27 protein-coding genes are annotated in these 25775 nt (G+C 61.4%); 19 read left to right on the forward strand and 8 right to left on the reverse strand.

Features of this window, described 5'->3' with window-relative positions; genetic code table 11:
- Positions 1 to 24 precede the first annotated feature (24 nt).
- The gene (locus QQL76_RS14280; protein ID WP_499208187.1) at positions 25 to 1905 is read right to left on the reverse strand and encodes a peptidylprolyl isomerase; all 1881 of its coding nucleotides are present in this window, start codon (positions 1903 to 1905) and stop codon (positions 25 to 27) included.
- Positions 1906 to 2077: 172 nt separating this feature from the next.
- Between QQL76_RS14280 and tpiA the strand changes: the two genes are divergently transcribed.
- The 8 genes from tpiA to QQL76_RS14320 all read left to right on the forward strand — a co-directional run bounded on the left by tpiA (position 2078) and on the right by QQL76_RS14320 (position 9660).
- Complete coding sequence (gene tpiA / locus QQL76_RS14285; RefSeq protein ID WP_499208188.1) at positions 2078 to 2842, forward strand: triose-phosphate isomerase family protein; 765 nt, start codon at positions 2078 to 2080, stop codon at positions 2840 to 2842.
- Between the two features lie 117 nt (positions 2843 to 2959).
- The gene (secG, locus tag QQL76_RS14290; protein ID WP_499208189.1) at positions 2960 to 3499 is read left to right on the forward strand and encodes a preprotein translocase subunit SecG; all 540 of its coding nucleotides are present in this window, start codon (positions 2960 to 2962) and stop codon (positions 3497 to 3499) included.
- Between the two features lie 155 nt (positions 3500 to 3654).
- Complete coding sequence (gene pyrG / locus QQL76_RS14295; protein WP_499208190.1) at positions 3655 to 5283, forward strand: CTP synthase; 1629 nt, start codon at positions 3655 to 3657, stop codon at positions 5281 to 5283.
- Between the two features lie 73 nt (positions 5284 to 5356).
- Positions 5357 to 6250 carry a VOC family protein gene (locus tag QQL76_RS14300; protein WP_499208191.1) on the forward strand — a complete coding sequence of 298 codons (894 nt, stop codon included), beginning with the start codon at positions 5357 to 5359 and terminating at the stop codon, positions 6248 to 6250.
- Positions 6251 to 6253: 3 nt separating this feature from the next.
- Positions 6254 to 7093 (forward strand): 3-deoxy-8-phosphooctulonate synthase, encoded by an 840-nt coding sequence (gene kdsA, locus QQL76_RS14305; RefSeq protein WP_499208192.1) that lies wholly within the window; start codon positions 6254 to 6256, stop codon positions 7091 to 7093.
- A 212-nt stretch (positions 7094 to 7305) separates the two neighbouring features.
- Positions 7306 to 7842, forward strand: a complete 537-nt coding sequence (locus QQL76_RS14310) for a DUF992 domain-containing protein (protein ID WP_126010464.1) — start codon at positions 7306 to 7308, stop codon at positions 7840 to 7842.
- Positions 7843 to 7968: 126 nt separating this feature from the next.
- Entirely contained in the window at positions 7969 to 9243 is a 1275-nt protein-coding gene (gene eno, locus QQL76_RS14315) for a phosphopyruvate hydratase (RefSeq protein WP_499208193.1), read from the forward strand.
- Positions 9244 to 9351: 108 nt separating this feature from the next.
- The gene (locus QQL76_RS14320) at positions 9352 to 9660 is read left to right on the forward strand and encodes an FtsB family cell division protein (RefSeq protein ID WP_499208194.1); all 309 of its coding nucleotides are present in this window, start codon (positions 9352 to 9354) and stop codon (positions 9658 to 9660) included.
- 73 nt (positions 9661 to 9733) lie between these two features.
- Here the strand turns inward: QQL76_RS14320 and QQL76_RS14325 are convergent, their stop codons facing one another.
- On the reverse strand, positions 9734 to 10312 hold the full coding sequence (locus QQL76_RS14325; RefSeq protein WP_499208195.1) for a transglycosylase SLT domain-containing protein: 579 nt from the start codon (positions 10310 to 10312) through the stop codon (positions 9734 to 9736).
- A gap of 271 nt (positions 10313 to 10583) precedes the next feature.
- Positions 10584 to 11798: a cystathionine beta-lyase gene (locus QQL76_RS14330; RefSeq protein WP_499208388.1), complete on the reverse strand. Its 1215-nt coding sequence runs from the start codon at positions 11796 to 11798 to the stop codon at positions 10584 to 10586.
- A gap of 266 nt (positions 11799 to 12064) precedes the next feature.
- Here QQL76_RS14330 and QQL76_RS14335 point away from each other — a divergent pair, with 266 nt between their 5' ends.
- The 4 genes from QQL76_RS14335 to QQL76_RS14350 all read left to right on the forward strand — a co-directional run bounded on the left by QQL76_RS14335 (position 12065) and on the right by QQL76_RS14350 (position 16487).
- Complete coding sequence (locus QQL76_RS14335) at positions 12065 to 13084, forward strand: amino acid ABC transporter substrate-binding protein (RefSeq protein WP_404861969.1); 1020 nt, start codon at positions 12065 to 12067, stop codon at positions 13082 to 13084.
- A 225-nt stretch (positions 13085 to 13309) separates the two neighbouring features.
- Positions 13310 to 14509, forward strand: coding sequence for an amino acid ABC transporter permease (locus QQL76_RS14340; RefSeq protein WP_499208196.1), 1200 nt, complete (start codon positions 13310 to 13312; stop codon positions 14507 to 14509).
- A gap of 19 nt (positions 14510 to 14528) precedes the next feature.
- The gene (locus QQL76_RS14345) at positions 14529 to 15680 is read left to right on the forward strand and encodes an amino acid ABC transporter permease (RefSeq protein ID WP_499208197.1); all 1152 of its coding nucleotides are present in this window, start codon (positions 14529 to 14531) and stop codon (positions 15678 to 15680) included.
- 18 nt (positions 15681 to 15698) lie between these two features.
- Complete coding sequence (locus QQL76_RS14350; protein WP_499208198.1) at positions 15699 to 16487, forward strand: amino acid ABC transporter ATP-binding protein; 789 nt, start codon at positions 15699 to 15701, stop codon at positions 16485 to 16487.
- Positions 16488 to 16551: 64 nt separating this feature from the next.
- Here the strand turns inward: QQL76_RS14350 and QQL76_RS14355 are convergent, their stop codons facing one another.
- Positions 16552 to 17718, reverse strand: coding sequence for a Rossmann-fold NAD(P)-binding domain-containing protein (locus QQL76_RS14355; protein WP_499208199.1), 1167 nt, complete (start codon positions 17716 to 17718; stop codon positions 16552 to 16554).
- A 15-nt stretch (positions 17719 to 17733) separates the two neighbouring features.
- Positions 17734 to 17979, reverse strand: a complete 246-nt coding sequence (locus QQL76_RS14360) for a zinc-finger domain-containing protein (RefSeq protein WP_499208200.1) — start codon at positions 17977 to 17979, stop codon at positions 17734 to 17736.
- A gap of 159 nt (positions 17980 to 18138) precedes the next feature.
- On the opposite strand from QQL76_RS14360, the gene QQL76_RS14365 reads away from it, so the two are divergent.
- The 4 genes from QQL76_RS14365 (at position 18139) to QQL76_RS14380 (ending at position 21180) form a co-directional block, all read left to right on the forward strand.
- Positions 18139 to 18921 carry an alpha/beta fold hydrolase gene (locus tag QQL76_RS14365; protein WP_499208201.1) on the forward strand — a complete coding sequence of 261 codons (783 nt, stop codon included), beginning with the start codon at positions 18139 to 18141 and terminating at the stop codon, positions 18919 to 18921.
- Positions 18918 to 19799 carry an alpha/beta fold hydrolase gene (locus QQL76_RS14370; protein WP_499208202.1) on the forward strand — a complete coding sequence of 294 codons (882 nt, stop codon included), beginning with the start codon at positions 18918 to 18920 and terminating at the stop codon, positions 19797 to 19799. Before QQL76_RS14365 ends, QQL76_RS14370 begins: the two co-directional genes overlap by 4 nt.
- Positions 19800 to 19968: 169 nt before the next feature.
- Positions 19969 to 20790: a serine O-acetyltransferase gene (cysE, locus tag QQL76_RS14375; protein ID WP_126010451.1), complete on the forward strand. Its 822-nt coding sequence runs from the start codon at positions 19969 to 19971 to the stop codon at positions 20788 to 20790.
- 186 nt (positions 20791 to 20976) lie between these two features.
- Positions 20977 to 21180, forward strand: a complete 204-nt coding sequence (locus tag QQL76_RS14380; RefSeq protein WP_126010450.1) for a DUF3126 family protein — start codon at positions 20977 to 20979, stop codon at positions 21178 to 21180.
- A gap of 52 nt (positions 21181 to 21232) precedes the next feature.
- Here QQL76_RS14380 and QQL76_RS14385 read toward each other — a convergent pair whose 3' ends face one another.
- A complete protein-coding gene (locus QQL76_RS14385) occupies positions 21233 to 21973 on the reverse strand; it encodes a hypothetical protein (protein WP_499208203.1) in 741 nt (246 codons plus the stop codon).
- Positions 21974 to 22101: 128 nt separating this feature from the next.
- Here QQL76_RS14385 and QQL76_RS14390 point away from each other — a divergent pair, with 128 nt between their 5' ends.
- On the forward strand, positions 22102 to 22629 hold the full coding sequence (locus QQL76_RS14390) for a gamma carbonic anhydrase family protein (RefSeq protein ID WP_499208204.1): 528 nt from the start codon (positions 22102 to 22104) through the stop codon (positions 22627 to 22629).
- 84 nt (positions 22630 to 22713) lie between these two features.
- Here the strand turns inward: QQL76_RS14390 and QQL76_RS14395 are convergent, their stop codons facing one another.
- Positions 22714 to 23325 carry a transglutaminase-like cysteine peptidase gene (locus tag QQL76_RS14395; protein ID WP_499208205.1) on the reverse strand — a complete coding sequence of 204 codons (612 nt, stop codon included), beginning with the start codon at positions 23323 to 23325 and terminating at the stop codon, positions 22714 to 22716.
- 292 nt (positions 23326 to 23617) lie between these two features.
- Complete coding sequence (locus tag QQL76_RS14400; RefSeq protein ID WP_499208206.1) at positions 23618 to 24229, reverse strand: PilZ domain-containing protein; 612 nt, start codon at positions 24227 to 24229, stop codon at positions 23618 to 23620.
- A gap of 251 nt (positions 24230 to 24480) precedes the next feature.
- Here QQL76_RS14400 and QQL76_RS14405 point away from each other — a divergent pair, with 251 nt between their 5' ends.
- Both QQL76_RS14405 and QQL76_RS14410 read left to right on the forward strand, forming a co-directional pair.
- On the forward strand, positions 24481 to 25227 hold the full coding sequence (locus QQL76_RS14405) for a rhomboid family intramembrane serine protease (protein ID WP_499208207.1): 747 nt from the start codon (positions 24481 to 24483) through the stop codon (positions 25225 to 25227).
- A 115-nt stretch (positions 25228 to 25342) separates the two neighbouring features.
- On the forward strand, positions 25343 to 25771 hold the full coding sequence (locus QQL76_RS14410) for a CBS domain-containing protein (RefSeq protein ID WP_499208208.1): 429 nt from the start codon (positions 25343 to 25345) through the stop codon (positions 25769 to 25771).
- Positions 25772 to 25775: the final 4 nt, after the last annotated feature.

A 25775-nucleotide genomic window follows, 5' to 3' on the forward strand; every position in this document is an offset into this window, starting at 1 on the left:
ACGGCACCCCCCGATGTCGCGTCTTTAGAAACCGAGCGCCTGCGTGCCGAGCTGCTGGTTGATCCGCACCGGATATTCCGCCTGCAGGCGGGTCACGAGCTGATCGAGCAGGTCATCGCCGCCGCTGCGGGCGATGGCGGTCCGTTCCTGATCGGAGATCGCATTCGATGCGGAAATCGCCACTTCGTTGACGCGCATGACGATCTCGCCGGCGCCATTCGCGGCTGGCGCGGTTGCCACGTGCCCACCGGGGCCCGCAAAGGCTGCCGCGATGGCCTCAGGCCCGAAGGTGGCGTTCTCGCTGTCGCGCTGCAGATTGTATTCGGTGCGCACAGTCGCCCCGAGTTCCGTTGCGATCTCGGCAAGAGGCGTGCCGTCGGCTGCGGAAGCGCGAAGCTCTTCGGCGCGTGCAGCGAGCGCTGCAGCGCGTTGATCCGCTTGCCAGTCGGCGACCACGTCGTCACGCACTTCGTCCAGCGTGCGGTCGCGTGCTTCTTCGATGTCCAGGACCTCGAAGAACAGATAGCCATCGGAGCCGAGATTGATCGGCTGCGTCTCGATACCGATGTCGGTGTCGAAGGCCTGGGCCAAAAGATCGCGCGACTGTGGCAGATCGCTCAGCACGTCGCCTTCGGGCGTGCGACCCGAGCGGTCGACCGCTTCGATCACAACCGGTGTCAGCTGTTGCTCGCGCGCGGCATCCTGCACCGACAGGCCGCCGGCGCGGGCGTCTTCATAGGCGTTGAAGACATCGAACAGCGTCTGTGACGCTTCCGCCATGGCGAGATCCTCGCGGATCTCCGCTTCGACATCTTCGAATGCGGTCTCCTCGCCACCCTCGATCGCGGCAACGCGCAGAATGACCGGGCCAAAGGGACCGTCGACGACGTCGGTAACACCACCTGCTTCGTCCACGGCAAATGCCGCTTCCGCCAGCGCCGCGTTCGTCATCTGGTTTTGCGCGAACGTGCCGATGCGCACATCTGCGGCAGTGCGGCCGGCTTCGGCGACCACGTCGTCGAATGAAGTGCCTTCTGCCAACGCCGCTGCCGCGGCTTCCGCCGCCTCGCGGTTCGGGAAAACGAGCTGATCCAGCGTGCGCTGTTCGACGCTCGTATAACGCTCGGGATTGTTGTCGAATTCGGCGCGCACCACTTCGGCATCAATGCCGTCCGGGTCGGCGATGTCGCTTGCCGTCAGCGTCACATAGGCGATGCTGCGATATTCCGGAGCTGTGTATCGGCTGCCATTGTCTTCGAAATAGGCGGCAAGCTCTTCATCCGACGGTTCACCGATCGGATCGATCATGCTCTCGTCGACGATTAGGTAGTCCACGGTGCGTGTCTCGGCGCGATGGCGGCCGAAGGCATCGAGCATTGTGTCGGGCAGTTCGAAACCGTCGGCCAGGGCTTCCACGACCTGCGTGCGGACGGCGACCTGCTGGCGATTGCGGATATAGTCATCCTCGCTCATGCCGACATTGCGCAGCACGGCGGCAAAGTTCTGGCGGCTGAACTGGCCATTGATGCCTTGAAAAGCCGGATCCGCCGCGATGAGACCAGCCAGTCGGTCCTCCGAAAGCCCGAGCTGCATGTTGCGCGCCTGCTCGTCCAGCGCTGCGCCGGCGACCAGCTGAGAATAGACCTGATTCTCGATGCCGAAGGCGCGTGCTTGTTCCGTCGTGATGCGGGTGCCGAACTGCTGCGACAGCAGGGAGAGCTGGCGATCATAGGCAAGCCGGAATTCAAGCGCCGACACTTCGGTTTCGCCGACCGAAACGACGGTGTCGCCACCGCCCGAGAACATCGATCCGCTGACGCCCCAGACCGCGAAGGACGCGACGAGCAGGAAGAACAGGCCTTTGGCGACCCAGGTCTGGGCGCCCCTTCGCAGCATTGTCAGCATGTCTTACCCGTTCGTCCTCTTGCTTTCACGCGGATGCGCGCTGTTCTAACCGCGTTGATGCGGCACGTAAATGCCGTATCGTGGGCGCTTCTGCCCATGCGTTCGTTTGATTTTCGAGGCCAGTCTGGTAGCTACGGCCAGCGAATAAAGTTGAAGAAGGTGGACACGCACAATGACACCCGGCATCAGGCCACTCGTGGCCGGTAATTGGAAGATGAACGGCCTTCGCGACAATCTCGGCGAGCTGAAGGCGATCATCGACGGCGTGGACACGCCTTCGCTGGAGATGATCGATACCCTCATCTGCCCGCCGGTGACGCTCGTCTACGTGGCCACTGCGCTCGTCGAAGACAGCGAACTTGCCATTGGCGCACAGGATTGCCACTGGAATGCGTTCGGTGCGCATACCGGCGACATTTCCGCCGAGATGATTGCCGATTGCCTGGCGACGCATGTGATCGTCGGCCATTCGGAACGCCGTGCGGACCACGGCGAGGACGACGCAACGGTGGCGCGCAAGGCAGAAGCCGCCTGGGACGCCGGCCTGGTGGCCATCATCTGCATCGGTGAGACGGAAGCGGAGCGGAAGTCGGGCGAGACGCTGGCCGTTCTTGGCCGTCAACTGGCCGGTTCGGTGCCGGATGGGGCCGAGGCGGAGATGACGATCATCGCCTATGAGCCCGTCTGGGCCATCGGAACCGGGCTGACGCCGACGGCCGACGATGTGGCGGAGGCGCACGCGTTCATTCGTGAGACGCTTGTCGGCCGCTTCGACGACGAGGGCGCCGCGATGCGCATTCTCTATGGCGGCTCGGTCAAGCCATCGAACGCGCGTGAACTGATGGCCGTCCACAATGTCGATGGCGCGCTCGTCGGCGGCGCGAGCTTGAAAGCCGATGATTTCCTCGCCATCTGTGCCGCGTACAACGATATCTGACCACGCATCGTTGCGATGCGCTCGAAATGATGGCTTCGGGGTTGGAAATGCAGCAGCTCTCGTGTAGAGGGGCCGCTGATTTTCCGACCATTGCCGCCTTTTGGCAGGACCCCCAATATGCAGACCGTCTTGATCGTCATCCATCTCATGATCGTGCTCGCGCTCGTCGCGGTCGTGCTTGTCCAACGTTCCGAAGGGGGCGGCCTGGGGATCGGCGGCGGTGGCGGCAACATGATGGCGTCGCGGTCTTCGGGCAATGCGCTGACGCGGATCACCGGCATCCTGGCTTTGGCCTTCTTCGTCACATCGCTGACGCTCGGCATTCTTGCCCGATACGAGCAGGGACCTTCCAGCATTCTCGATCGAATCGAAGGCCAGACTGAAGGCACCGGCCAGGGCATTCTCGATCAGCTCGGCGGCCCGGCTCCGCAGACAGAGACCGCGCCGGACGGCGAGAGCGATATTCCGTCTCTGCCTTCCAGTGATCCCGCGCCGCAGACGCAGGCTCCGGCAACCGATGCACCTGCGACTGACGCACCGGCTGCCGTGGACGAGGCACCTGCCGCAACCGACGCTGCACCGGCGGCTCCCGCAGGCACCGACGCGCCGGCAGCCGAAGATGCGCCCGCACCGAATACGGTCCCGACAGGCCAGTAACAGCGGCCACGATATGCAGGATGCGGCGCCCGGTCTGGCGCCGCATTTTTTTGTGCGGAATGGTGCCCGACGCAGGCAGCAGTCCACAGAAATTGGTTCCCGGTCTGCACTTTCGGCTGGTGGAATCGCAGGTGAGAGACTAACGAGGTAAGCCCATGGCGCGATATGTTTTCATCACAGGCGGCGTGGTCTCCTCCCTCGGCAAGGGCATCGCATCCGCAGCTCTCGGTGCACTCCTCCAGGCACGCGGCTACCGCGTGCGGCTGAAGAAGCTCGATCCCTATCTCAACGTCGACCCAGGCACGATGAGCCCGACGCAGCACGGCGAAGTGTTCGTGACGGACGATGGCGCCGAGACCGACCTCGATCTTGGCCACTACGAGCGCTTCACGGGCCGCTCCGCCATGCAGTCGGACAACATCACGACCGGGCGCATTTACAAGAACATCATCGATAAGGAACGGCGCGGCGACTATCTGGGCGCAACCGTCCAGGTCATTCCGCACGTCACCAACGAGATCAAGAACTTCGTGCTGGAAGGCAACGAGGACTATGATTTCGTACTCTGCGAAATCGGCGGCACCGTTGGCGACATCGAGGCCATGCCTTTCGTCGAAGCGATCCGCCAGCTCGGCAACGACCTGCCGCGCGGCAATGCCATCTACGTCCACCTGACCTTGATGCCGTTCATCGCGGCCGCCGGGGAACTCAAGACGAAGCCGACGCAGCATTCGGTCAAGGAACTGCAGGCGCTCGGCATCGCTCCGGACATCCTGCTCGTGCGCGCCGACCGCGATATTCCGGTCGATGAGCGCCGCAAGCTGTCGCTCTTCTGCAATGTACGGCCATCCGCCGTAATTCAGGCGCTCGACGTTGCTTCGATCTACGACGTGCCGATGGCCTACCACAAGGAAGGTCTTGACAGCGAAGTGCTGGCGGCCTTCGGCATCGAGCCGGCTCCGAAGCCGCGCCTGGAGCGCTGGGAAGACGTCGCACACCGCATCCGCACGCCGGAAGGCGAAGTGACGATTGCGGTGGTCGGCAAGTACACCGGTCTGAAGGACGCCTATAAGTCGCTGATCGAAGCGCTTTATCACGGCGGCATCGCCAACCGCGTGAAGGTCAATCTCGAATGGATCGAATCGGAGATCTTCGAAAAGGAAGACCCGTCGCCCTGGCTTGAGAAAGTACACGGCATCCTCGTGCCTGGCGGCTTCGGCGAGCGCGGTTCGGAAGGCAAGATCCTCGCAGCGCGCTTCGCCCGCGAACGTAAGGTGCCGTATTTCGGCATCTGCTTCGGCATGCAGATGGCCGTTCTCGAGGCCGCCCGCTCGCTGGCCGGGATCGACAAGGCATCCTCGACCGAATTCGGACCCGCAAAAGAGCCGGTCGTCGGCCTGATGACCGAATGGCTGAAGGGCAACATGCTAGAGAAGCGATCCGCAGCTGGCGATCTCGGCGGCACGATGCGTCTCGGCGCCTATGTCGCGCATCTGAAGCCTGGCACGAAGATTGCCGAGATTTACGGCGCGAACGAAATTTCCGAGCGTCACCGTCACCGCTACGAGGTCAATGTCGACTACAAGGACCAGCTCGAAAATTGCGGCCTGACTTTCTCCGGCATGTCTCCGGACGGCGTTCTGCCGGAAACGATCGAATATGCGGATCATCCGTGGTTCATCGGCGTGCAGTACCATCCGGAGCTGAAGAGCCGCCCGCTGGAACCGCATCCGCTTTTCGCCAGCTTCATCGAAGCGGCCGTTGAGCAGAGCCGGCTGTTCTAGACGGTGTGGGCGACGGCGGGACGTGCTGTCTTGACCGTTGCCACGATCGGGTCCGGGCGCTAGAAGCCCGGCCATGATCGCATCTTCGCAAACCACCCGTCCGCTCGACCATCTGGTCCTTCCTGTCTCCGATCTCGCAACGGCGCGCAGCCGCTACGAGGCGCTTGGCTTCACGGTCGCGCCGCGTGGTGAGCACCCGTTCGGCACCGAAAACGCCTGCGTCTTTTTCAAGGGCGGCACATTCCTCGAGCCTTTGGCCGTCGCCGACCGCGAGATCGCCGAGCGTGAGGCGCGGGCCGGCAACGTGTTCGTCGGCCGCGACCAGGCGTACAGGTTCCGCCGTGGACAGGACGGCTTCTCCGCCATCGTGATGGGCAGCGAAGACGCCGACCGCGACGATGCCGCGTTTGCCGAAGCGGGGCTGTCTGCCGGGGGGATGCTCAGCTTCTCGCGCAAGTTCAAGACACCGGCCGGTGAGGAAGGCGAGGCGGCGTTCAAGCTCTCCTTCGCGGCCGATCCGCGAGCGCCGGATGCTTATTTCTTCACCTGCCAGCGCATCAACGTGCCGGCTGTGGACCGCACGGCGCTGGAGAACCATGCCAACGGCGTGGTCGGCATGCGCGAGATCATCGCGGTCGAGGAAAACCCCTCCGATTTTCAGTATCTGCTGCAGGAAATCGCCGGCACGCGCGACATCGATGCGCATTCCTTTGGAATTTCCGCCGATGCCGCCAATGCGCGGCTTTCCATTCTGACGCCGGCGGGACTCGAAGCCTATTTCGGCGCAAAAGTCGAAGGCCGCGAGCGCGGCATCCACCTCACTGCGATCATTTTCACCGTAGCAGATCTCTCCGCATGCCAGGCGCAGATCGCCCGGTCCGGCATCGCAACCCGCACATCCGGCAACCGGCTGATCGTCGACCGCGCAGCCGGGCAGGGTGCGATCTTCATCTTCGAGGAGGCGTAAACCATGGCAAGTCCCGCGAGCATCGTGAACGCCGGCAAAGTCGCGTTCCACAATTCCGGCCCGCTCAGCCTGATCGCCGGCCCCTGCCAGATGGAAAGCCGCGACCATGCCTTCGAACTGGCCGGGCAGTTGAAGACGCTCTGCGCGGAGCTCGGAATCGGCCTCGTCTACAAATCATCCTTCGACAAGGCGAACCGCACGTCGCTCAGCGGCAAGCGCGGCATCGGCCTAGAAAAGAGCGTTGAAGTCTTTGCCGACATCAAGCGAGAATTCGATCTTCCCGTTTTGACCGACATTCACACCGAAGAGCAGTGCGCCGTCGTCGGCGAAGTGGTCGATATCCTGCAGATCCCGGCCTTCCTGTGCCGCCAGACGGACCTGCTGATCGCGGCTGCCAACACCGGCCGTGTCGTCAACATCAAGAAGGGCCAGTTCCTCGCGCCCTGGGACATGAAGAATGTGCTCGCCAAGGTGACGGAGAGCGGCAATCTGAACGTCCTTCTGACCGAGCGCGGCGCTTCCTTCGGCTACAACACGCTCGTTTCCGACATGCGTTCGCTGCCGATCATGGCCTCGCTCGGCGCGCCGGTCGTCTTCGATGCGACGCATTCGGTCCAGCAGCCGGGCGGGCAGGGTGGCTCATCGGGTGGCCAGCGCGAATTCGTGGAAACGCTCGCACGCGCAGCAGTCGCAGTCGGCGTCGCCGGTGTGTTCATCGAGACGCATGAAGACCCAGACAACGCCCCGTCCGACGGCCCGAACATGGTGCCGATCAAGGACATGCGGCGCCTGCTGGAGACCTTGATGGCCTTCGATGCCGTGGCTAAAGGAGCACAGCATTAGAGCGTTTCCCGGTGAAGTGGATATCGGTTCACCGTTCGGAAACGCGACAAATCAAAAACCTAAAGTGATTGAGCGCTTCGCAGATAAGCGTATTCACTTTAGACGATCAAAATCTTGCCGGGATCATAATCGTTAATTGTGCGTTTCGTGGTCAGGTGCCGGCCGGGAACTTTTCATTCCTTTGGCCGGCGCTTCCCATAAAGGAGACGTCAATGAAAAAAATCATCGCCAGCGCAGTGCTGGGATCAGTCGCGCTCGCAGGCGGCTCGATCGCTCATGCTGCCGACATCGCCCCGGTCTATCAGCCAGCTCCGGTCGTTTATCAGGATGCCGGCCCGCGTGATGGCGTCCGCGTCGGCTACCTCGATTGCGGCATCGGAAGCGGTGTGGGCTACGTGCTCGGCTCGGCCAAGTCGGTCGATTGCGTATTCCGCCCGGCTGCCGGTGCAGCCCCGACGGATGCCTATACCGGCACGATCCGCAAGCTGGGCGTCGATCTCGGCTTCACCACGAACCAGCGCATGATCTGGGCCGTCGTTGCCCCGACTGCCGGTTATCATCAGGGTTCGCTCGGTGGGCTCTATAAGGGTCTCACGGCCGAAGCCACGGTGGGCGCAGGCGTCGGCACCAACGTGCTCGTCGGCGGCACGTCCGGTTCCGTCCAACTGCAGACCGTCAGCGTTACCGGCCAGCTCGGCCTCAACGTCGCCGCTGCCGGCACGTCGATGACGCTCAACCCGGTCAACTGACCAGATCACTGATGGGCCTTCGCGAGCACCGATCGCGAAGGCCTGCCTCCATTGCCTTTTTCCCCCCATCCATTAAGACGGCGCGCGGACACCCTCCTTTGGTCTTCCCTTTGAAAGGACGCCGCAATGACCGCCATCGTCGACATCATCGGACGTGAAATTCTCGACAGCCGGGGCAATCCCACCGTCGAGGTGGATGTGATCCTCGAAGATGGTTCGATGGGCCGGGCGGCGGTTCCCTCCGGCGCTTCCACAGGCGCCCACGAAGCCGTCGAACTGCGTGACGGCGGCGAGCGCTATCTCGGCAAGGGCGTCGAGCAGGCGGTCGAATCGGTCAACGGCGAGATCTTCGACGCCTTGTCCGGTCTGGAAGCCGAAAACCAGATCCACATCGATGAACTGATGATCGAGCTCGATGGCACGCAGAACAAGTCGCGCCTCGGCGCCAACGCGATTCTCGGTGTCTCGCTGGCCGTCGCCAAGGCCGCGGCAGAAGCCAACACGCTGCCGCTCTATCGCTATGTCGGCGGCGTGCATGCCCATGTGCTGCCGGTGCCGATGATGAACATCATCAATGGCGGCGAACACGCCGACAACCCGATCGACTTCCAGGAATTCATGATCATGCCCGTCGGCGCCGAATCGTTGCGCGACGCGGTTCGCATGGGCGCCGAAGTCTTCCACACGCTGAAGAAAGAGCTGTCCGCGAACGGCCACAACACCAATGTCGGTGACGAGGGTGGCTTTGCCCCGAACATCGAAAGCGCTCCGGCCGCCCTCGATTTCATCATGAAGTCGATCGAGAAGGCCGGTTATCGCCCGGGCGAGGACATGTACCTCGCGCTCGATTGCGCCTCGACCGAGTTCTTCAAGGACGGGAAATACGTGCTGGAAGGTGAGGGCCGCACGCTCGAGCCCGAGGCGATGGCCGATTATCTCGCCGAGCTCGTCGGCAAATATCCGATCGCCTCGATCGAGGACGGCATGGCGGAAGACGACTGGGACGGCTGGAAGGCCCTGACCAACAAGGTCGGCAGCGAGTGCCAGCTCGTCGGCGACGACCTGTTCGTCACCAATTCGGCGCGCCTGCGCGACGGCATCAAGATGGGCGTCGCAAACTCCATCCTCGTCAAGGTCAACCAGATCGGTACGCTGACGGAAACCTTGAACGCCGTTTCGATGGCGCACCGTGCCAACTACACGGCCGTCATGTCCCACCGGTCAGGCGAAACAGAAGATTCCACCATCGCCGACTTGGCCGTTGCCACAAACTGCGGACAGATCAAGACCGGCTCGCTTGCCCGTTCCGACCGGCTTGCGAAATACAACCAGCTGATCCGCATCGAGGAAGAGCTCGGCGCGCAGGCGATCTATGCGGGCCGCGATATCCTGCGCGGGTAAGCCTCTGAAGCACATGCTTAAGGGGCGGTGCTAACCGTCTCTTAAGCATGATCGTGCCAAGACTATGAACGTCGTCAGTTGCCCTGCGGGGCTATGGGTAGCGCGTTCATGTCGACACGACAGAAGAGAAAATCGAAGCTTTCACGGCTGATCATTCCAGCCGTTGCGATCTCGTTCTTTGCCTATTTCGGTTTCCATGCGGTCCATGGTGCCTATGGCCTCAACGCCAAGATGCACCTGGAGCACCGCGCCATGGAGCTGCGGGCGCAGTTGACCGAGATCGTTGCCGAACGCGAGGCGCTTGAAAAGCGCGTCGCACTCCTCGACAACACGACGCTCGAGCGCGACATGCTCGACGAGCGCGCGCGGGACCTCCTGAACGTCGCGCGCCCGGACGAAATCGTCATCTACCGTTGATCGTCAAAGACTTAGCTGCACAAAAAAGGGCGCTCCGTGAGCGCCCTTTTTTGTGCAGGTCATCGTGATGGCGTCACGCGCGACCGCAGGCGCGCATCTGGTTGGCGTAGGTCTGTGCCATTTGCGCTGCCCGGTCCGCACCGCGCAAAGCGATCGAACTGTTGCGCCATGAGCCGCGGGAGTAGCCGCCATGGCCGGAATAATAGGCGAGATAGAGGTTGCGCATGTCGTTGAGCGCGATGCCGTTCCGCTGGTGGCTCTGATGGTGGTACCAGGCAACGAACGTCACGGCGTCGCCGAAATTCGTCCGCCGGGCCGACCAGCGGCCGGTTTTGGCCTGATATTCCGACCACGTGCCGTCAAGCGCCTGCGAATAGCCATAGGCGGTGGAGGCGCGCTTTCCCGGAATGATACCGAGATGCCATTTGCGCGGCGGGCGGGCACGGGCTCTGAAGCTTGATTCTGTGTTGATGGTGGCCATCAGGATCGGGACGGGGACACCATATTGACGCTCGGCGGCTTTGGCCTGTCGATACCAGTTGCCGACCAAGCCGTCGCGCTGGTCGAATACCGCACAAACATTGTTCGTCTGCGTTGGCGGGCTCGCGCAGCCGGCAAGAACCAGCATGGCGATGAGTAGCATGGCACGCATAACAATAACCTCATGCAATCAAGCACGAGTCATTGCTTAAAATTGTAAGGATCCCGTTAACGATGCTGGTTGAAGACGATTCACGCTACGACCGGGGACCCGGCCGCGCGCGCTTGCGACGAAAATACTCAAGCGCCTTCTTGAAGATGAATGCGTAGATCAGTTTTTTCATATGCCGCTCCTTCAGCGCTCTGGTTGTCGCCGCTAAATGCGGGACGGGCACATGCAGTTCCGCTGAACAGGGCTTATTTGCGGTAATTTTCGCACAGAATCATGCGCTAGCCGCTGCCGCCAAGCCCCGCTCGATGTCAGCGATCAAATCTGCGGCGTCTTCGAGGCCGATCTGCAGACGGATGACAGGCCCCTCCTTGGGCGCCTTCGCCACGGTGCGGTCGGATAGATTGGCGACGACGGCAAGGCTTTCATAGCCACCCCAGGAATAGCCGAGGCCGAAGATCCTTAGCGCATCGAGAAATGCATGCGCCTTTGCTTTGTGCTGATGAGCGTCGGGACAATCGAGCACAATTGAGAAGAGCCCGCTCGCCCCACAGAAATCGCGCTTCCAGAGATCATGCCCGGGAAAACTCGGTAGCGCTGGATGCAGCACACGCGCGACGCCGGCCTTGCCTTCCAGGCCTTCCGCAAGGGCAAGGGCGGTTTTCTGGTGCCGCTCGAGGCGCACGCCCATCGTACGCAAACCGCGCAGGATGGTGTAGCAGTCGTCCGGAGCGGCGCAGACGCCCATGGCGAACAGCGTGTCTTTCAGCTGCGGGAAGCAGCGCTCATTGGCGGAAACTGTGCCCAGCAGCACGTCGGAATGTCCGCTCGGATATTTGGTCGCCGCATGGATCGAGATGTCGACGCCGAAATCCAGCGGCCGGAAGAAGAGGGGGGTCGCCCAGGTGTTGTCCATCATGACGATGGCGCCAGCGGCGTGCGCCGCTTTGGCGATCGCCGGAATGTCCTGCATTTCGAAGGTGTTCGAACCGGGCGATTCCGTCAGAACCACTTTGGTGTTCGATTTCATGACGGTCGCGATATCGGCGCCGAGCGACGGATCGTAATACTCCACCTCGATGCCGAGCCGCTTGAGCATCGTGTCGGCGAAATGCCGCGTTGGGAAATAGACGGAATCGACGATCAGGACGTGGTCGCCCGCCGAGAGGAATGCGAGCAGTGGAATGCTGACGGCGGCGAGCCCGGACGGCACGAGAATGGTACCCGCCGATCCTTCGAGCTCATCGATAGCGGCTGCCAGCGCATCGGTGGTCGGCGTTCCCTTGGTTCCGTAGGTATATTGCTGGTCGCGGCGCTCCATGCGATCCGCGTTTGGGAACAGCACGGTGGACGCGCGCACCACCGGCGGATTGACGAAGCCGAAGAAGTCCTTTGGATCGTTTCCCATATGCGCGAGCCGGGTGTTGATGCCGTGGCTTTTGTCTTCGGTTGTCACGTCTTTATCCCTATCGCCGGTTTGCCAGCCCAAATCGGGCGCCACACTATTCAGGCCGTGGCGGAAAACCAATGGCGAACTGGCATTTGCACACATTCGCGCGAGTTGCTCCTAAAACAGGCGCCTAAAGAAAATCACTGCCTCCTATTTCTGCACAACGGGTCTTGACCCCTCCGCTGTTTCGGAATGTGATGGCATTCCCAAATTCGATCTGTGGCTGGGGTTAGCGATCAAAGCGCTTCGAATGGTCGGCAGTCGGGGTTGGGGAGTGCAGAGGGCAACAATCAAAAGGTATAACGATGACAAAGATCATTCTGTCGGCCGTGGCTGGCGCAGCCGCCCTGACCTTGGGCGCGCATGCAGCTTCGGCGCAGACGCTGGAGGCCGTAAAAGCCAAGGGCTACATCCAGTGCGGCGTTTCCACGGGTCTGGCTGGTTTTTCCAACACCGACGACGCTGGTGAATGGACCGGCCTCGACGTCGACTTCTGCCGCGCAATGGCCGCTGCGATTTTCGATGACCCGGAAGCCGTCCGCTTCTCGCCGCTGTCCGCCGTCGAGCGCTTCACGGCGCTGCAGTCGGGCGAAATCGACGTGCTTTCGCGCAACACGACCTGGACCATGAGCCGCGACACGGCTCTCGGCCTGAACTTCGTCGGCGTGACCTTCTACGATGGTCAGGGCTTCATGGTTCCTGCCGAACTCAACGTCGATTCCGCCCTGCAGCTGTCGGGCGCATCTGTCTGCGTTCAGTCCGGTACCACGACCGAGCTCAACCTGACCGACTACTTCAGCGCCAACAACATGGAATACAATCCGGTTGTCTTCGAAGGCCTGGAAGAGGTCAACGCCGCCTACAATGCAGGCCGTTGCGATGTCTACACGACCGACAGCTCGGGCCTCTATGCGATCCGTCTGACGCTCGACAATCCGGATGACCACGTCGTTCTGCCAGAGCTGATCTCGAAAGAGCCGCTCGGACCTGCCGTTCGTCGCGGTGACGACCAGTGGTTCGGTATTGCCAAGTGGGTCTATTACGGCCTGGTTTACGCTGAAGAGCTCGGCATCTCCTCGGAAAACCTCGAGGAAATGCTTGCTTCGGAAAACCCGGACGTTCGTCGCGCGCTTGGTGGTGACGGCACGTTCGGCGCCGACATGGGCCTCGAGAACGATTGGCTCGTCAAGATTGTCCGCCACGTCGGCAATTACGGCGAAGTCTTCGAGCGCAACGTCGGTGCGGACTCCCCGCTCCAGATCGAGCGTGGTCTGAACGCGCTCTACACGGATGGCGGTCTGCAGTACGGCATGCCGATCCGCTAAGACCGGAACCAGCTCAGCGGTTCCGCGGTATCAAAGCCGCGGAACCGCTTTTGGCATCAGGATAGGGTTGTGGGTCTGTACGATGAGAGTGCAGCCTGCTTCACTTCCTGTGTTTGTATTGGTGGATCAACCTGGCGACGATTGCGTCGAGCAAGGTCGAAACGCTGAAGAGTCGGTCTTCGGACAAACCTGTTGCCTCCGGCACGCAGCGGGAAGCGAGACACAATGACAATTGCGACTATCGATTCCAGTGCATCGCAGCCTGCACGCGCATCTCTGTTCTACGATCCTGTCATTCGCGGGGTCGTCTTTCAGGTGCTTTTGGCGCTGTTCATTATTTATCTGGTCTATTCTGGTGTCACCAACGCAGCCAACAACCTGGCGCGGGCTGGCATCGCCACGGGTTTCGGATTTCTCAACAATCGTGCGGGTTTTGATATCGGCCAGTCGCTAATTCCCTACACGGCAAATTCCACCTATCGACAGGCTTTCTTCGTCGGCTTGACGAATACGATCTTCGTCGCCGCGATCGGCATTTTCTTCGCCACCATCCTCGGTTTCATCGTTGGCATTGCGCGGCTTTCCAAGAACTTCCTCGTCCGCAAGGTCGCTGAAGTCTATGTCGAGACGCTGCGCAACATACCGCTGCTGTTGCAACTGTTGTTCTGGTACAAGGCTGTCCTGTCGGCGCTGCCGGCGCCGCGTGGCTCGATCGAGATGTTCAACAGCTCGGTCTTCCTGAACAATCGCGGCCTGATCATGCCGCAATATCTCGCGGAGGCTGGCGCCTCGATCTTCTACGCCTCGATCGCCATCGGCATTGCGGTCGCAGTCGTGATCGCGCGCTGGGCCAAGAAGCGCCAGATGGCCACCGGCCAGATTTTCCCGACGATCCGCGTTGCGCTGGGCCTGATCATCGGTGTGCCGCTCGTCGTGCTCTTCGTCTTGGGTGTTCCTTTCACGGCAGAATATCCCGAGCTGTCGGGCTTCAACTTCCGCGGCGGCACCACGATCCGCCCCGAATTCATGGCGTTGTTGCTCGGATTGTCGCTTTACACAGCGGCATTCATCGCCGAAATCGTGCGTGCTGGCATTCTCGCCGTGTCAAAGGGCCAGACCGAGGCGGCGTTTTCGCTGGGCCTGCGTCCCAACACCACGATGCGTCTCGTCATCATTCCGCAGGCGCTTCGCGTCATCATCCCACCGCTGACCAGCCAGTATCTGAACCTGACGAAGAACTCGTCGCTGGCCATTGCCGTCGGCTATCCCGACCTCGTCTCGGTCTTCTCGGGTACGGTCGCGAACCAGACGGGGCAGGCGGTGGAGGTGATTTCGATCACCATGATCGTCTACCTGACACTGTCGTTGCTGACATCGGCCTTCATGAACTGGTTCAACTCGCGCGTCGCGCTGGTCGAACGCTGATTGGCGAGGGGGAAAAATCATGTCTGACACCCACGCAGAAACCGATGTCGCGACCACGAGGCTCGCATTCGTTCGAGATGACTTCCTCAAAAGTGAAGCCCCACCGGTGCGCGAAGGCGGTTTCGGCCACTGGCTGAAAGTCAATCTCTTCGCAACCCCGAAGGATACCATCCTGACGATCCTGATGGCCCTGTTCCTGGCCTGGATCCTGCCGCCGCTCTTCAACTGGGCATTTTTCAGCGCGGTCTGGGATGGTTCGAACCGCGAGGCTTGCCTGGGTGAAGGGCAGGGAGCGTGCTGGGCCTTTGTGGACGCCAAGTTCGGCCAGTTCATGTATGGCCGCTACCCGATCGATGAGCGCTGGCGCGTGGACCTGACGGCGATCCTCTTGATTGTCTCGCTCGTTCCGTTGGCCATCCCGTCCGTTCCGTACAAGAAGTTCAATGCGATCTTCCTGCTGGTGATTTTTCCGATCATCGCGTTCATCTTGCTGACCGGCCAGTTCGGCCTGCCGCCGGTGCGCACCGATCTGTGGGGCGGTCTCTTGGTGACGCTCGTCGTTGCTATCGTCGGCATCGTCGTGTCGCTGCCGCTCGGCGTCTTGCTCGCGCTCGGGCGCCGGTCGCATCTGCCCTTCGTCAAATATGCGTCGATCGTCTTCATCGAGTTCTGGCGCGGCGTTCCGCTCATCACGATCCTGTTCATGTCGTCGGTGATGCTGCCGCTGTTCCTGCCCGACGGCGTGACATTCGATAAGCTGTTGCGAGCACTGGTGGGCGTAGCCTTCTTCGCATCCGCCTATATGGCCGAAGTCATTCGCGGCGGGCTTCAAGCGATCCCCAAGGGTCAGTATGAGGCGGCTGATGCGATGGGCCTGTCCTACTGGCAGAAGATGCGCCTCATCATTCTGCCGCAGGCGCTGACGCTCGTCATTCCAGGCATCGTGAATACGTTCATCGGCCTATTTAAGGACACGAGCCTCGTTCTGATCATCGGTATCTTCGATCTGCTCGGTATCGTGCAGTTGAATTTCGCCGATCCCAATTGGGCCGCGCCGCAAACCGCGATCACGGGCTTTGCCTTTGCGGCACTCGTCTATTTCATTTTCTGTTTCGGCATGTCGAAATACTCGCTCTACATGGAGCGCCGCCTCGACACGAGCCACCGGTAACCTCGAAGGGCATTCATCATGGCTGAACCAGCTACCCAGGAATTCGACGCGAGCAAGTTGAAAGTCTCCGACACCGATGTCGCCATCGACATCGTCGGCATGAACAAGTGGTACGGCGATTTCCATGTCCTGCGCGATATCAATCTGCGCGTCATGCGTGGCGAACGGATCGTCGTTGCCGGACCCTCCGGTTCGGGCAAATCCACGATGATACGGTGCATCAACCGTCTGGAAGAGCACCAAAAGGGCAAGATCGTCGTCGACGGCATCGAACTCACGAACGATTTGAAGAAGATCGATGAAGTTCGCCGCGAAGTCGGCATGGTGTTTCAGCACTTCAATCTGTTCCCGCATCTGACGATTCTCGAGAACTGCACGCTCGCGCCGATCTGGGTGCGCAAGATGCCGAAGAAGAAGGCTGACGAGATCGCGATGCACTATCTCGAGCGCGTCAAGATCCCCGAGCAGGCAAACAAATATCCGGGCCAGCTTTCAGGCGGCCAGCAGCAGCGCGTCGCCATCGCACGGTCGCTGTGTATGAACCCGCGCATCATGCTGTTCGATGAGCCGACTTCGGCGCTCGATCCAGAAATGATCAAGGAAGTGCTCGACACGATGGTGAGCCTTGCCGAAGAAGGCATGACCATGATCTGCGTCACGCACGAAATGGGCTTCGCCCGCCAGGTCGCCAACCGCGTGATCTTCATGGACCAGGGACAGATCGTCGAGCAGAACGCACCGGCGGAGTTCTTCGACAATCCGCAGCACGAGCGCACCAAGCTCTTCCTGAGCCAGATCCTGCACTAGTGAAAATTGCGCGCATTGTCCTTGGACGATGCGCGCCGCTTGCCCCAGCTGAAAATCGCCGCCGTCACTCGATGGAGCGGTCGCCGTAGAGCCAGTCGAAATCGCCCGCCAGATCGTCGGGCTTGCGCAGGGCCAGCACGATATCTCGCCCGAGCCTGATCGGGCCTCGCGCATGATAGGCGAAGCGATTGAAGGCAGCGCGCCGGGCGACCTTGTCGATGCGCGGACGCCGGGCGGCGATGAAAGCAGCGACACCGGCATCGATATCATCGCCTGCCACATGTGAGGCCAAGGCATAGGCATCTTCGATCGCCATGGCTGCGCCTTGTGCGGCGTAGGGTGGCATCGCATGTGCGGCATCACCGATCAGCACCAGGCGCCCGGCGCCCCAGTACTGCCCCGACAATCCATGGATCGGCCAGCGGCCGTTCATGTCGGCACGATCGAAGAGCCCGGTCAGCCGTGAGGGCCACCGGCTGAAAGCCTGGCTCAGCTCGTGACGCGCAGCGTCGTTGCCGGACCAGTTCGCTTCCATCGCCGCGCCGTGGGTGATGGCCACGAGAGTGACCGTGCCGCGCGACTTCAGCGGGTAGGCGACGAGATGCGTCTGCGGAGCGATGAAGGCGCTGAGCCTGTCCGGATCGAAGAGAGAGCCGATCGCCTCGCGTGGCAAGGTCATGCGCCAGGCGATCTGCCCGGTGAAGGGCGCTTTGGCGGGACCACCCGCACTTGCGCGCATTCTGGACCAGACACCATCGGCGCCGACCACTAGATCGGGCATCCGCCCGCTTCGCGCCTCGATGTCATGGCGCACCGCCTCAACACCCGCGCCCTCGATCCGGACATCCAGATGCAACTCGATCGAAGGGTGATCCAGAACAGCCTGATGGAGAACCGATTGCAGGTCCGCCCGGTGAATGACTGCATAGGGCGCACCCCACCGTTCACGCGCCTTCGCGCCGGCCGGTACTTGCGCCACATGGCGGCCTGTCAGGCCGGAGACGAGGTCGATCGAAGGTGGCTCATGCCATTTGTCAGCCAGTTGTTCGACAAGGCCGAGCCGGTCCAGAAGCCGGCTCGCGTTCGGCGAGAGCTGAAGACCGGCGCCAACTTCAGCCAGTTCGACAGCCTGCTCGTAGATGGAGACGGTAAGGCCCTTGCCGGCCAGCGCCAGTGCTGAGGTCAGCCCGGCAATGCCGGCTCCGACAATGGCTGCATGGCGCTGGGTCACGAAAACGCCGCCGCTTCAGGCGGCCTGGCGGTCGTAGCTGCAGCCTGCGGGCTTCGTTTCCGTAGCGCCAAGAGCCGGGTTGAAACGGTAGAGCGTCGAGCAGTACGGACAGACCTTTTCGTTGTCGTCGCCCATGTCTAGGAATTCGTGCGGATGGTCGAAAGGCGGCGTTGCGCCCACGCACATGAATTCTTTCACCCCGATTTCCACGACGGCATGTCCATCGTCGTTCTGGAAGTGGGGAATGCCGTGGCCAGCCATGTTCTGCTCCGTTTGTCGGTTCTTGCGCGCGCCGGACCATACAAAGGCCTAGGCGGAAAGTGTAGCCGTTTCTCACGCGAAAGCCGCGGCTGTCGTCGCGCAAGGTCTTCCGGTCGGCCGGGTCTGCCTCTAGTGTGCCGCGCAACAAAGAGGACCCGCATGAATCTCGACAAGAAGCAGATGCATCACTTTCGATCTGGCGATCTCACCATAGCCTATCTCGATGAAGGGCCGCGTGAGGGTGCACCCGTTCTCCTCATCCACGGCTTCGCATCGACCGCCCATGTCAATTGGGTCTATCCGGGATGGGTGAAGACGCTGACTGAGGCCGGCTATCGCGCCATTGCGCTCGACAATCGCGGGCATGGGGAAAGCGACAAGCCGCATGATCCAAGCGCCTATACGGCCTCGATCATGGCGGGTGACGGGCTGGCTCTGCTCGATCACCTGGAGATCGAACGAGCTCATGTGTTCGGCTATTCCATGGGTGCGCGCAATTCCGCGTTTCTTGCGCACCACGCGCCGGAGCGGGTGAATCGGCTCGTTCTCGGCGGCCTTGCGGCGGGGTTGGTCAAGGGCGTTGGCGACTGGACGCCGATTGCCGACGCGCTCTTGGCCGACAGCATCGACGTGGTGACGCACGCGCGCGGGCGCATGTTCAGGGCGTTTGCCGAACAGACGAAGAGCGATCGAAAGGCTCTCGCCGCCTGCATCACCTCGCGCGAGGAACTGAAGCCCGAGCAGTTGTCACGCCTGACGATGCCGGTGCTCGTCGGCGTTGGTACCAAGGACGATATCGCCGGCTCTCCGGAGGAGCTTGTCGCCATGCTTCCCAATGCACGCGGCGTCGATATTCCGAACCGCGACCATATGCTCGCGGTGGGCGACAAGGTGTTCAAAGCCGCCGTTCTGGATTTCCTTACGGAAGAAGACTCGGTTTGAAGACGATTGCGTTTGAAGGCGTCGAGGGCAATCGCATCGTCGCCGACCTCTACGAGCCCAGTGCCAAATCTGCTCATTCGCCCGTCCTCCTCGTTCATGGCGGCGGGCAGACGCGGCATGCCTGGCGCGGCACGGCGCGTGCATTGGCCAACGCCGGCTTCACCGCAATCGCTATGGACCAGCGCGGCCATGGTGACAGCGCCTGGGTCGGCTCCAAGGCCTACGCCTTCTATGATTTCGCCGCCGACCTTGCGGCCGTGTGCCGGGACATCGAGCAAAAGCATGGTCGGCGTCCGATCGTGGTCGGTGCATCGCTTGGCGGGCTTGCTTCGCTGCTGGCGGAGGGCAGGGCGGATCATGATCTGCTCGGTGGCCTCGTCCTCGTCGACGTGACCCCGCGCATGGATCCCGACGGAATTCGACGCATCCACGGCTTCATGGGCGAGCGCATGGGCGAAGGGTTTGCGACGCTCGAGGAGGCAGCCGCCGCCATCAGCGCTTATCTGCCCGCGCGACGCAAACCGGCGTCCCTGTCCGGGCTCGCAAAGAACCTGCGACGCGGCGACGACGGACGATATCGCTGGCACTGGGACCCGGCCTTCATGGCTGGTCCGCGCCCGGTGAATTTCGAACGCCCATCTGTGGAGGCCGAACTGGATCTGATCGTTGCGAAGCTCAAGGTGCCGATGCTGCTCGTTCGCGGTCGCCAATCGGAGCTGGTCACGGAGGAGGCGGTCGCGGAATTCCTCAAGGCCGTGCCGCATGCGCGCTATGTCGACGTTCTGGGAGCGGGACACATGGTTGCCGGCGACAGAAACGATGCGTTCACCGATGCGGTGATCGGCTTTTTGCTGGAAGAAGCGGCGGTTGCGTCGTAATCTGCATCCAAGCGGGCGATGCGATAAGCGACATCTCCGAGATGCGTGGGCAGCTTTCAGCGAACGCAAAAATTTCATCTTGAATCTGCATAGTACCAACACCCCATTTAAGTCAGGCGATCAGTCCACTATGTTTGCGGCTGGAGCCACTTTGCGAGAGGAGCCGTCCATGGCTGCGCGCAGCGATGCGAAACTGACCGACAACCTCAAGGTCATGGACCCGATCTGGAACGCGATCCGCCAGGAAGCCGAAGAGGCGTCCGTCAACGAGCCCGTTCTTTCAGGCTTTCTCTACAGCACCATCCTCAATGCCCGCAGTCTTGAGGAGGCGGTGATCCACCGGATTTCCGAGCGCCTCGACCATGCGGACGTGCCAGCCAGCGTGATCCGGCAAGCATTTCTCGAAATGCGCGACGATTGGCGGGAGTGGGAATCCTGGCTGCGGGTCGACATCCAGGCCGTGTATGATCGCGATCCCGCCTGCGACCGGTTCATCGAGCCCGTTCTCTATTTCAAAGGCTTCCACGCCATCCAGACGCACCGGCTGGCTCATTGGCTCTGGACCAAGGGGCGCCGTGATTTTGCGCTTTATCTGCAAAGCCGCTCGTCCGCTGTCTTCCAGACGGACATCAATCCGGCTGCTCCCTTCGGCAAGGGCATCTTCCTGGATCACGCGACCGGTCTCGTTGTCGGCGCGACGGCCCGCGTCGGCGACAACGTCTCTATCCTGCAGGGCGTGACGCTTGGCGGTACCGGTAAGCAGGGCGGCGATCGCCACCCGAAGATCGAAAACGGCGTGCTCATCGGCGCCGGCGCGAAGATCCTCGGCAACATCGTCATCGGCCATTGCTCGCGCATCGCCGCCGGCTCGGTGGTGCTGAAGCCGGTGCCGGCAAATTCCACCGTCGCCGGAGTTCCGGCCCGCGTCATCGGAAGTGCTGGTTGCGACGAGCCGTCGCGCGCGATGGACCAGCTGCTCGGCTCCATCTAAGAGTGCTTTTCGGCAATCCGGGTTTACAGCCCGGCTTGCCGCATGCGACAAGCGCTCCGGTTCACGACCGGCACTGCAATGACGTGATTTGCAGCCGGTTCCATCATCTGTAAACTCCGGTCCGTATTGCGCCGCGCTTATTTGCGGGCGACGATATCGCACCGACCGCAAGCCACGGAGCCTCCATTGAAGCCCGACGAAATCCGCAAGCTAGAGGCCTATTTCAAGCGCACCTTCAACGACCGCATGCAGGTCAAGGCGCGTCCGCGAAAGGACGACTCCGCCGAGGTCTATATCGGTGACGAGTTCCTGGGCGTCGTTTTCCGCGACGACGAAGACGGCGATCTTTCCTTCAATTTCTCGATGGCGATCCTCGACGTCGATCTGTGATCAAGGACTGATCCGTGCCGGTCGTAAGACCGATCGTGCGGCTGATCCGATCTCAATCCTGCAGTGCGACATCCAGATATTGGCGCACTGCCTCCTCCACCGATTGCCATTCCGGCAGGAGTGCCGCTGGGAACCGGTAGAGCACCGATGTGTCGCTGCCGACCAGAATGTCGCGCTGGCAAGCCGTTGTGGTGAGGCCGAAACTGGACGCATCCGTGTCGTCCAGGCAGCGAACGACATAAGGGGCGGCAGTCGCCTTGCTCTCCACGTACAAAAGTTCGCCCGCATAGCCGGTCACATGCGTCAGCCTGTGGACGGAAAGTCCCGACGGGCCAGGTTCTGCTGCTCCTTCGACCAGGTGGCTGTAGATCGGCGCATAGCGGCCGGACATGTCCTTCGACATGATCTGCGGTGTGAGCGACACGAAGATGACCGCGCTGGTTCCGTCGACCGCGTTGAAGGCATCGCGCGTCTCTGCGGAATAGCCCTGCATGTCCGGCCAGCGGAAGTAGAGATCAAGACTCGCTTTGGGACCTGCGTGGCGCTGGTTCTCGAAACGGATGACATTGGCCGGCAGATCGAAGACGTCCTCACCGATCGTCGAGCGAAACAGCTCGGTCGATGTGGAGTGGCCGGCCATGGCGATGCGTTCGCCCACCCACCGCCCGCCGACAGCCGCCGCGGCCGACAGCGCCGCAAAAGCGGCGACGCCGAGCATCAACCGTGTCACGAGTCGCGAGGTGATGATCGGCTCGAAGCGTTCGCCTTCATGTCTGGTCTGATCGTATGCCATGATGCCTCTCTGGCGCATCTGATCGCCGCAACGAATCGACGAAGCGAGATGCGAAGCGGGCTTTAAGGCTTGCGCCAACAGGGTTAACCCGTTCTTAACGCGAAGAGCTGATTTGGGAGGATGATGGATTGGCGCTTTATCGACTGGACGAGAGAGAACCAGCGCTGCCCGACGGTTTTCATTGGATCGCGGCTTCAGCGGAAGTCATCGGCGCTGTGGAGATCGGCGAGGATGTCGGCATATGGTTCAACGCGGTTCTGCGCGGCGACAACGAGTTCATTCGCGTCGGACGGAGCTCCAACATTCAGGAAAACTGCGTCCTCCACACCGATATGGGCTTTCCCTTGAGCATCGGGGAAGGTTGCACCATCGGGCATAAGGCGATGCTGCATGGCTGCACGATCGGCGACAACAGCCTGATCGGAATGGGCGCCACGGTCTTGAACGGCGCGGTGATCGGCAAGAACTGCCTCATTGGCGCCGGGGCACTCGTGACCGAACGCAAGATCATCCCGGACAATTCCATGGTGCTGGGCTCGCCCGGCAAAGTGGTTCGTGAACTGGATGAGACCGCAATCACGATGCTGCGGCTTTCGGCTGCCCACTACATCGACAATGCCAAGCGTTTTGCTGCCGGTCTCGTGCGCATCGACTAAAAGAAAAAAAGCCGGCACTCCTTTTTGGAGCGCCGGCCAGAGAGACCCGTGCACGGGGAAGCGGGACGGGTCTTAGGGATTGGACTAGCGCACGGCGCCGACAGCCATTGGATTGCGGTTGTCGTCGATCTTGTTCCAGCGGCCGGCATGGTTGCCTGCCTGGCGCTTGAGATAAGTGTATTCCGTGTCGGACCAGAGCATGACGCGCTCACGCATGTTGTCCAGAATGAAGTCGCCATGGTCGGTGGTGACCGTCAGCACGGCATGGCCGGAACCGTCCGGCTGCAGGACGACGGTGATCAGCAGATGTTCAGCGGAAAAGCCGCGCTCAATCAGCATGCGGCGCTTGAGCAGAGCGTAGTCCTCGCAGTCGCCAACGCTGGTCGGGAAGTCCCAGTACTCCTCGACGCCGTAGATCTCCTGATCCGTCAGCGGAATGATTGTCCGGTTCACTGTCGCGTTGACATGCAGCATGTCGGCCCACGCTTGGCGGGTCAGCTGCGCCGGTGCGCCGGTGACGCCCGAAGTCGCCTGGCATTCCTGCGGCAGGCGCAGGCAGAATTCGTGATGGCCAATCGGCTGGCTCGTGGCGCCGGTTGTGACCATGTTGAGCGAGGCTGCGCCTGCACTGTTCTGTCCCAGAATGGCACCCGTCAGAGCGATTGCCGCGAAGATTGCTTTTTGCATTTTGTTCATTGGTTGCTTCCCCGTGTTGGGAAGACATTGCCACGAACAATTTTAGATCACGCAAAATAGCGGAGTAGAGTTAAGTACAAATGCGATGTTATGCGTCAAGAAATCCGAAACTATACTATACCGCATTTTATCGATTGACGAACAACTTTCTTAACCATCGAAATCCCGGAGTTCTCGCGTTTGCAGCACGAAAAAGGCCGCCTCGCGTAGAGCGAGGCGGCCTTGTCTTGTTTTGGTGCAGCGACTGTTCTGGCCAAAAAAATGGCTTGTTATGGGCCAGGGGCCGGAAAAATTATCCGAGATAATTTCGCAATGCTTCGGGCGGTTGAACGCGCACGAACTCCATGGCTACGCCTTCCTGGAAGTGGCGCACCACGCGGCCGCGCATCGTGCCGAGCGTCAGCGGCGTACCTAGGGCAGGTCGTACGTCGATCTCGATTGCGGCGCCGGAAAGCGACAAATCGATCACGCGGCACGCATAGCGACGGCCGTCTTCTAGAAGGATTTCGGAACGCGCACTGCGCGGCGTATAGCGTTCATGGCGACGATCTTCTGGCAGGGCAAGTTCGTGCTTGTTGGCAAGCCATGTCAGCTGCGCCGCCAGCTTCTCCCGCTTGCGCTGCGTCGCGTTGAGCGTGATGGAAAAGCCGCGCCCATCCGCCTCCACCACACGGCCCTCGATACGTCCGATGTGATCGAGGTAAGCCACGATCCGCTCGTTGACTTTGGGCCGCGCGGTGCATTGAAACACCACATCACCCGGCGACATTTCCGCCGCAACGCAATCGAACTCGGAAAAATCCGCGCACATGAGGCGACCGGGCAGGTTGACGGTCACGCTCTGGAAGCGTCGATCGCCGGATGCAGTCGGGGCGCTTGGCGCCTTTTCGAGGACGAATGACATGGTGCCCCTTGGCATAAGCAGGATCTTGTCCCCAAGGTTAGGCCATATCTGTTAACAACCGGTAATATTCGCCAGTCGTCGTCGTGTAAAAATGGCGCATTGCGCGTCCGGCGCGGGCTTTGTGCACGTTGTGCGTGCAAGGTGCCTTGGCCTCATTCGATTGACTTTGAGCGCTCACCGTCCCACCTCTGAACCGACGCCGATGCCGCCGAAGCGGCTCTGGCCGGACGCGGCGCAGGAGTGATAAATCCATGACCAACGACAATGGCAGTGAGGCGCCCGGAGAACCGTTCGGCGCAGCGCCCGAGCCTGAGCGGCGTTCCGAACCGGTCTTCAATCTGCCCCGTGTCGTGGTTGTGGCACTCGGCCTGCTCTGGGCGATCCATCTGATCCGTGTCGGGCTTCTGGGCCGCATCCAGGATCTGGGGTTGCTGCTGGAAACGGCGTTCATTCCGTTGCGATACGCCGTTCCTTTGACGGATCAGTCACCCGCATGGCTCTGGTCACCCGTCACCTATTCGCTGCTCCATGGCAGCTTTGCCCATATCATCGTGAACTCATTGTGGCTGGTTGCGTTCGGAGCGATCGTGGCGCGACGGATCGGCACGACGCGCTTCGTCTTGTTCTGGGTCGCGTCGGCCGTGGCTGCCGTCGCGTTGCATCTCGCCGTCCATTGGGGAGACGACGTGCCCGTCATCGGCGCGTCCGGTGTCGTTTCCGGCCTCATGGGTGCGGCGGCGCGGTTTGCCTTTCCGCAGAGCGGCCGCTTCAGGCGTGAAAAGGCGCACTTCCTGCCGCGACTGTCGGTGGTGGAATCGCTGAGCAACCGGACTGTCCTCGTCTATGTGGGGCTCTGGTTCGGCATCAACGCCTTGGCCGCCTTCGGCTTCGGGTCGGACCCGACTGGCACGACCCAGATCGCATGGGAGGCACATATCGGGGGATTCCTGTTCGGCTTTCTCGGCTTCGCCTTCTTTGATCGTCGTTCCTGGGCCTGACCATCGGCACCCCAAGGTCCTGCTTGAAAAACTTCTGCCGCCGCCGCACGATGCGCCGCGAGGGTGCTCGGATGGGTGGGGAAATTGCGTCGAGCCGCGGCATGTGGAGGAAGAGATGACAGTCAGGACCATATTGGATGAGAAGGGACGCAACGTGACCACGGTCGGTCGCGAAACGACCCTCATGGAAGCCGCGCGCGTGCTGACGCAGCAGAAGATCGGCGCGGTCGTCGTCGTCGATCCGGATCGTCACATTCTCGGCATTCTGTCCGAACGCGATATCGTGCGCGCCATCGCCGAACGTGGCAGCGACGTCATGGATCAGGACGTTGCAAGCGTCATGACGCGCAAAGTGGTTCAATGTCGCGAAGAGAGTTCCATCAATGAGGTGATGGAGATCATGACCAATGGCCGCTTCCGCCATCTGCCGGTTGCGGTCGACGGCAGGCTGTCCGGCATCATATCCATCGGCGACGTTGTGCGACGGCGCATTCAGGATGTCGAGCGTGAGGCGGAAGACATGAAGGCCTATATCGCAAGCTGATTGC

It is taken from the genome of Rhizobium albus, from assembly GCA_030160035.1.
GTDB lineage: Bacteria > Pseudomonadota > Alphaproteobacteria > Rhizobiales > Rhizobiaceae > Georhizobium > Georhizobium albus.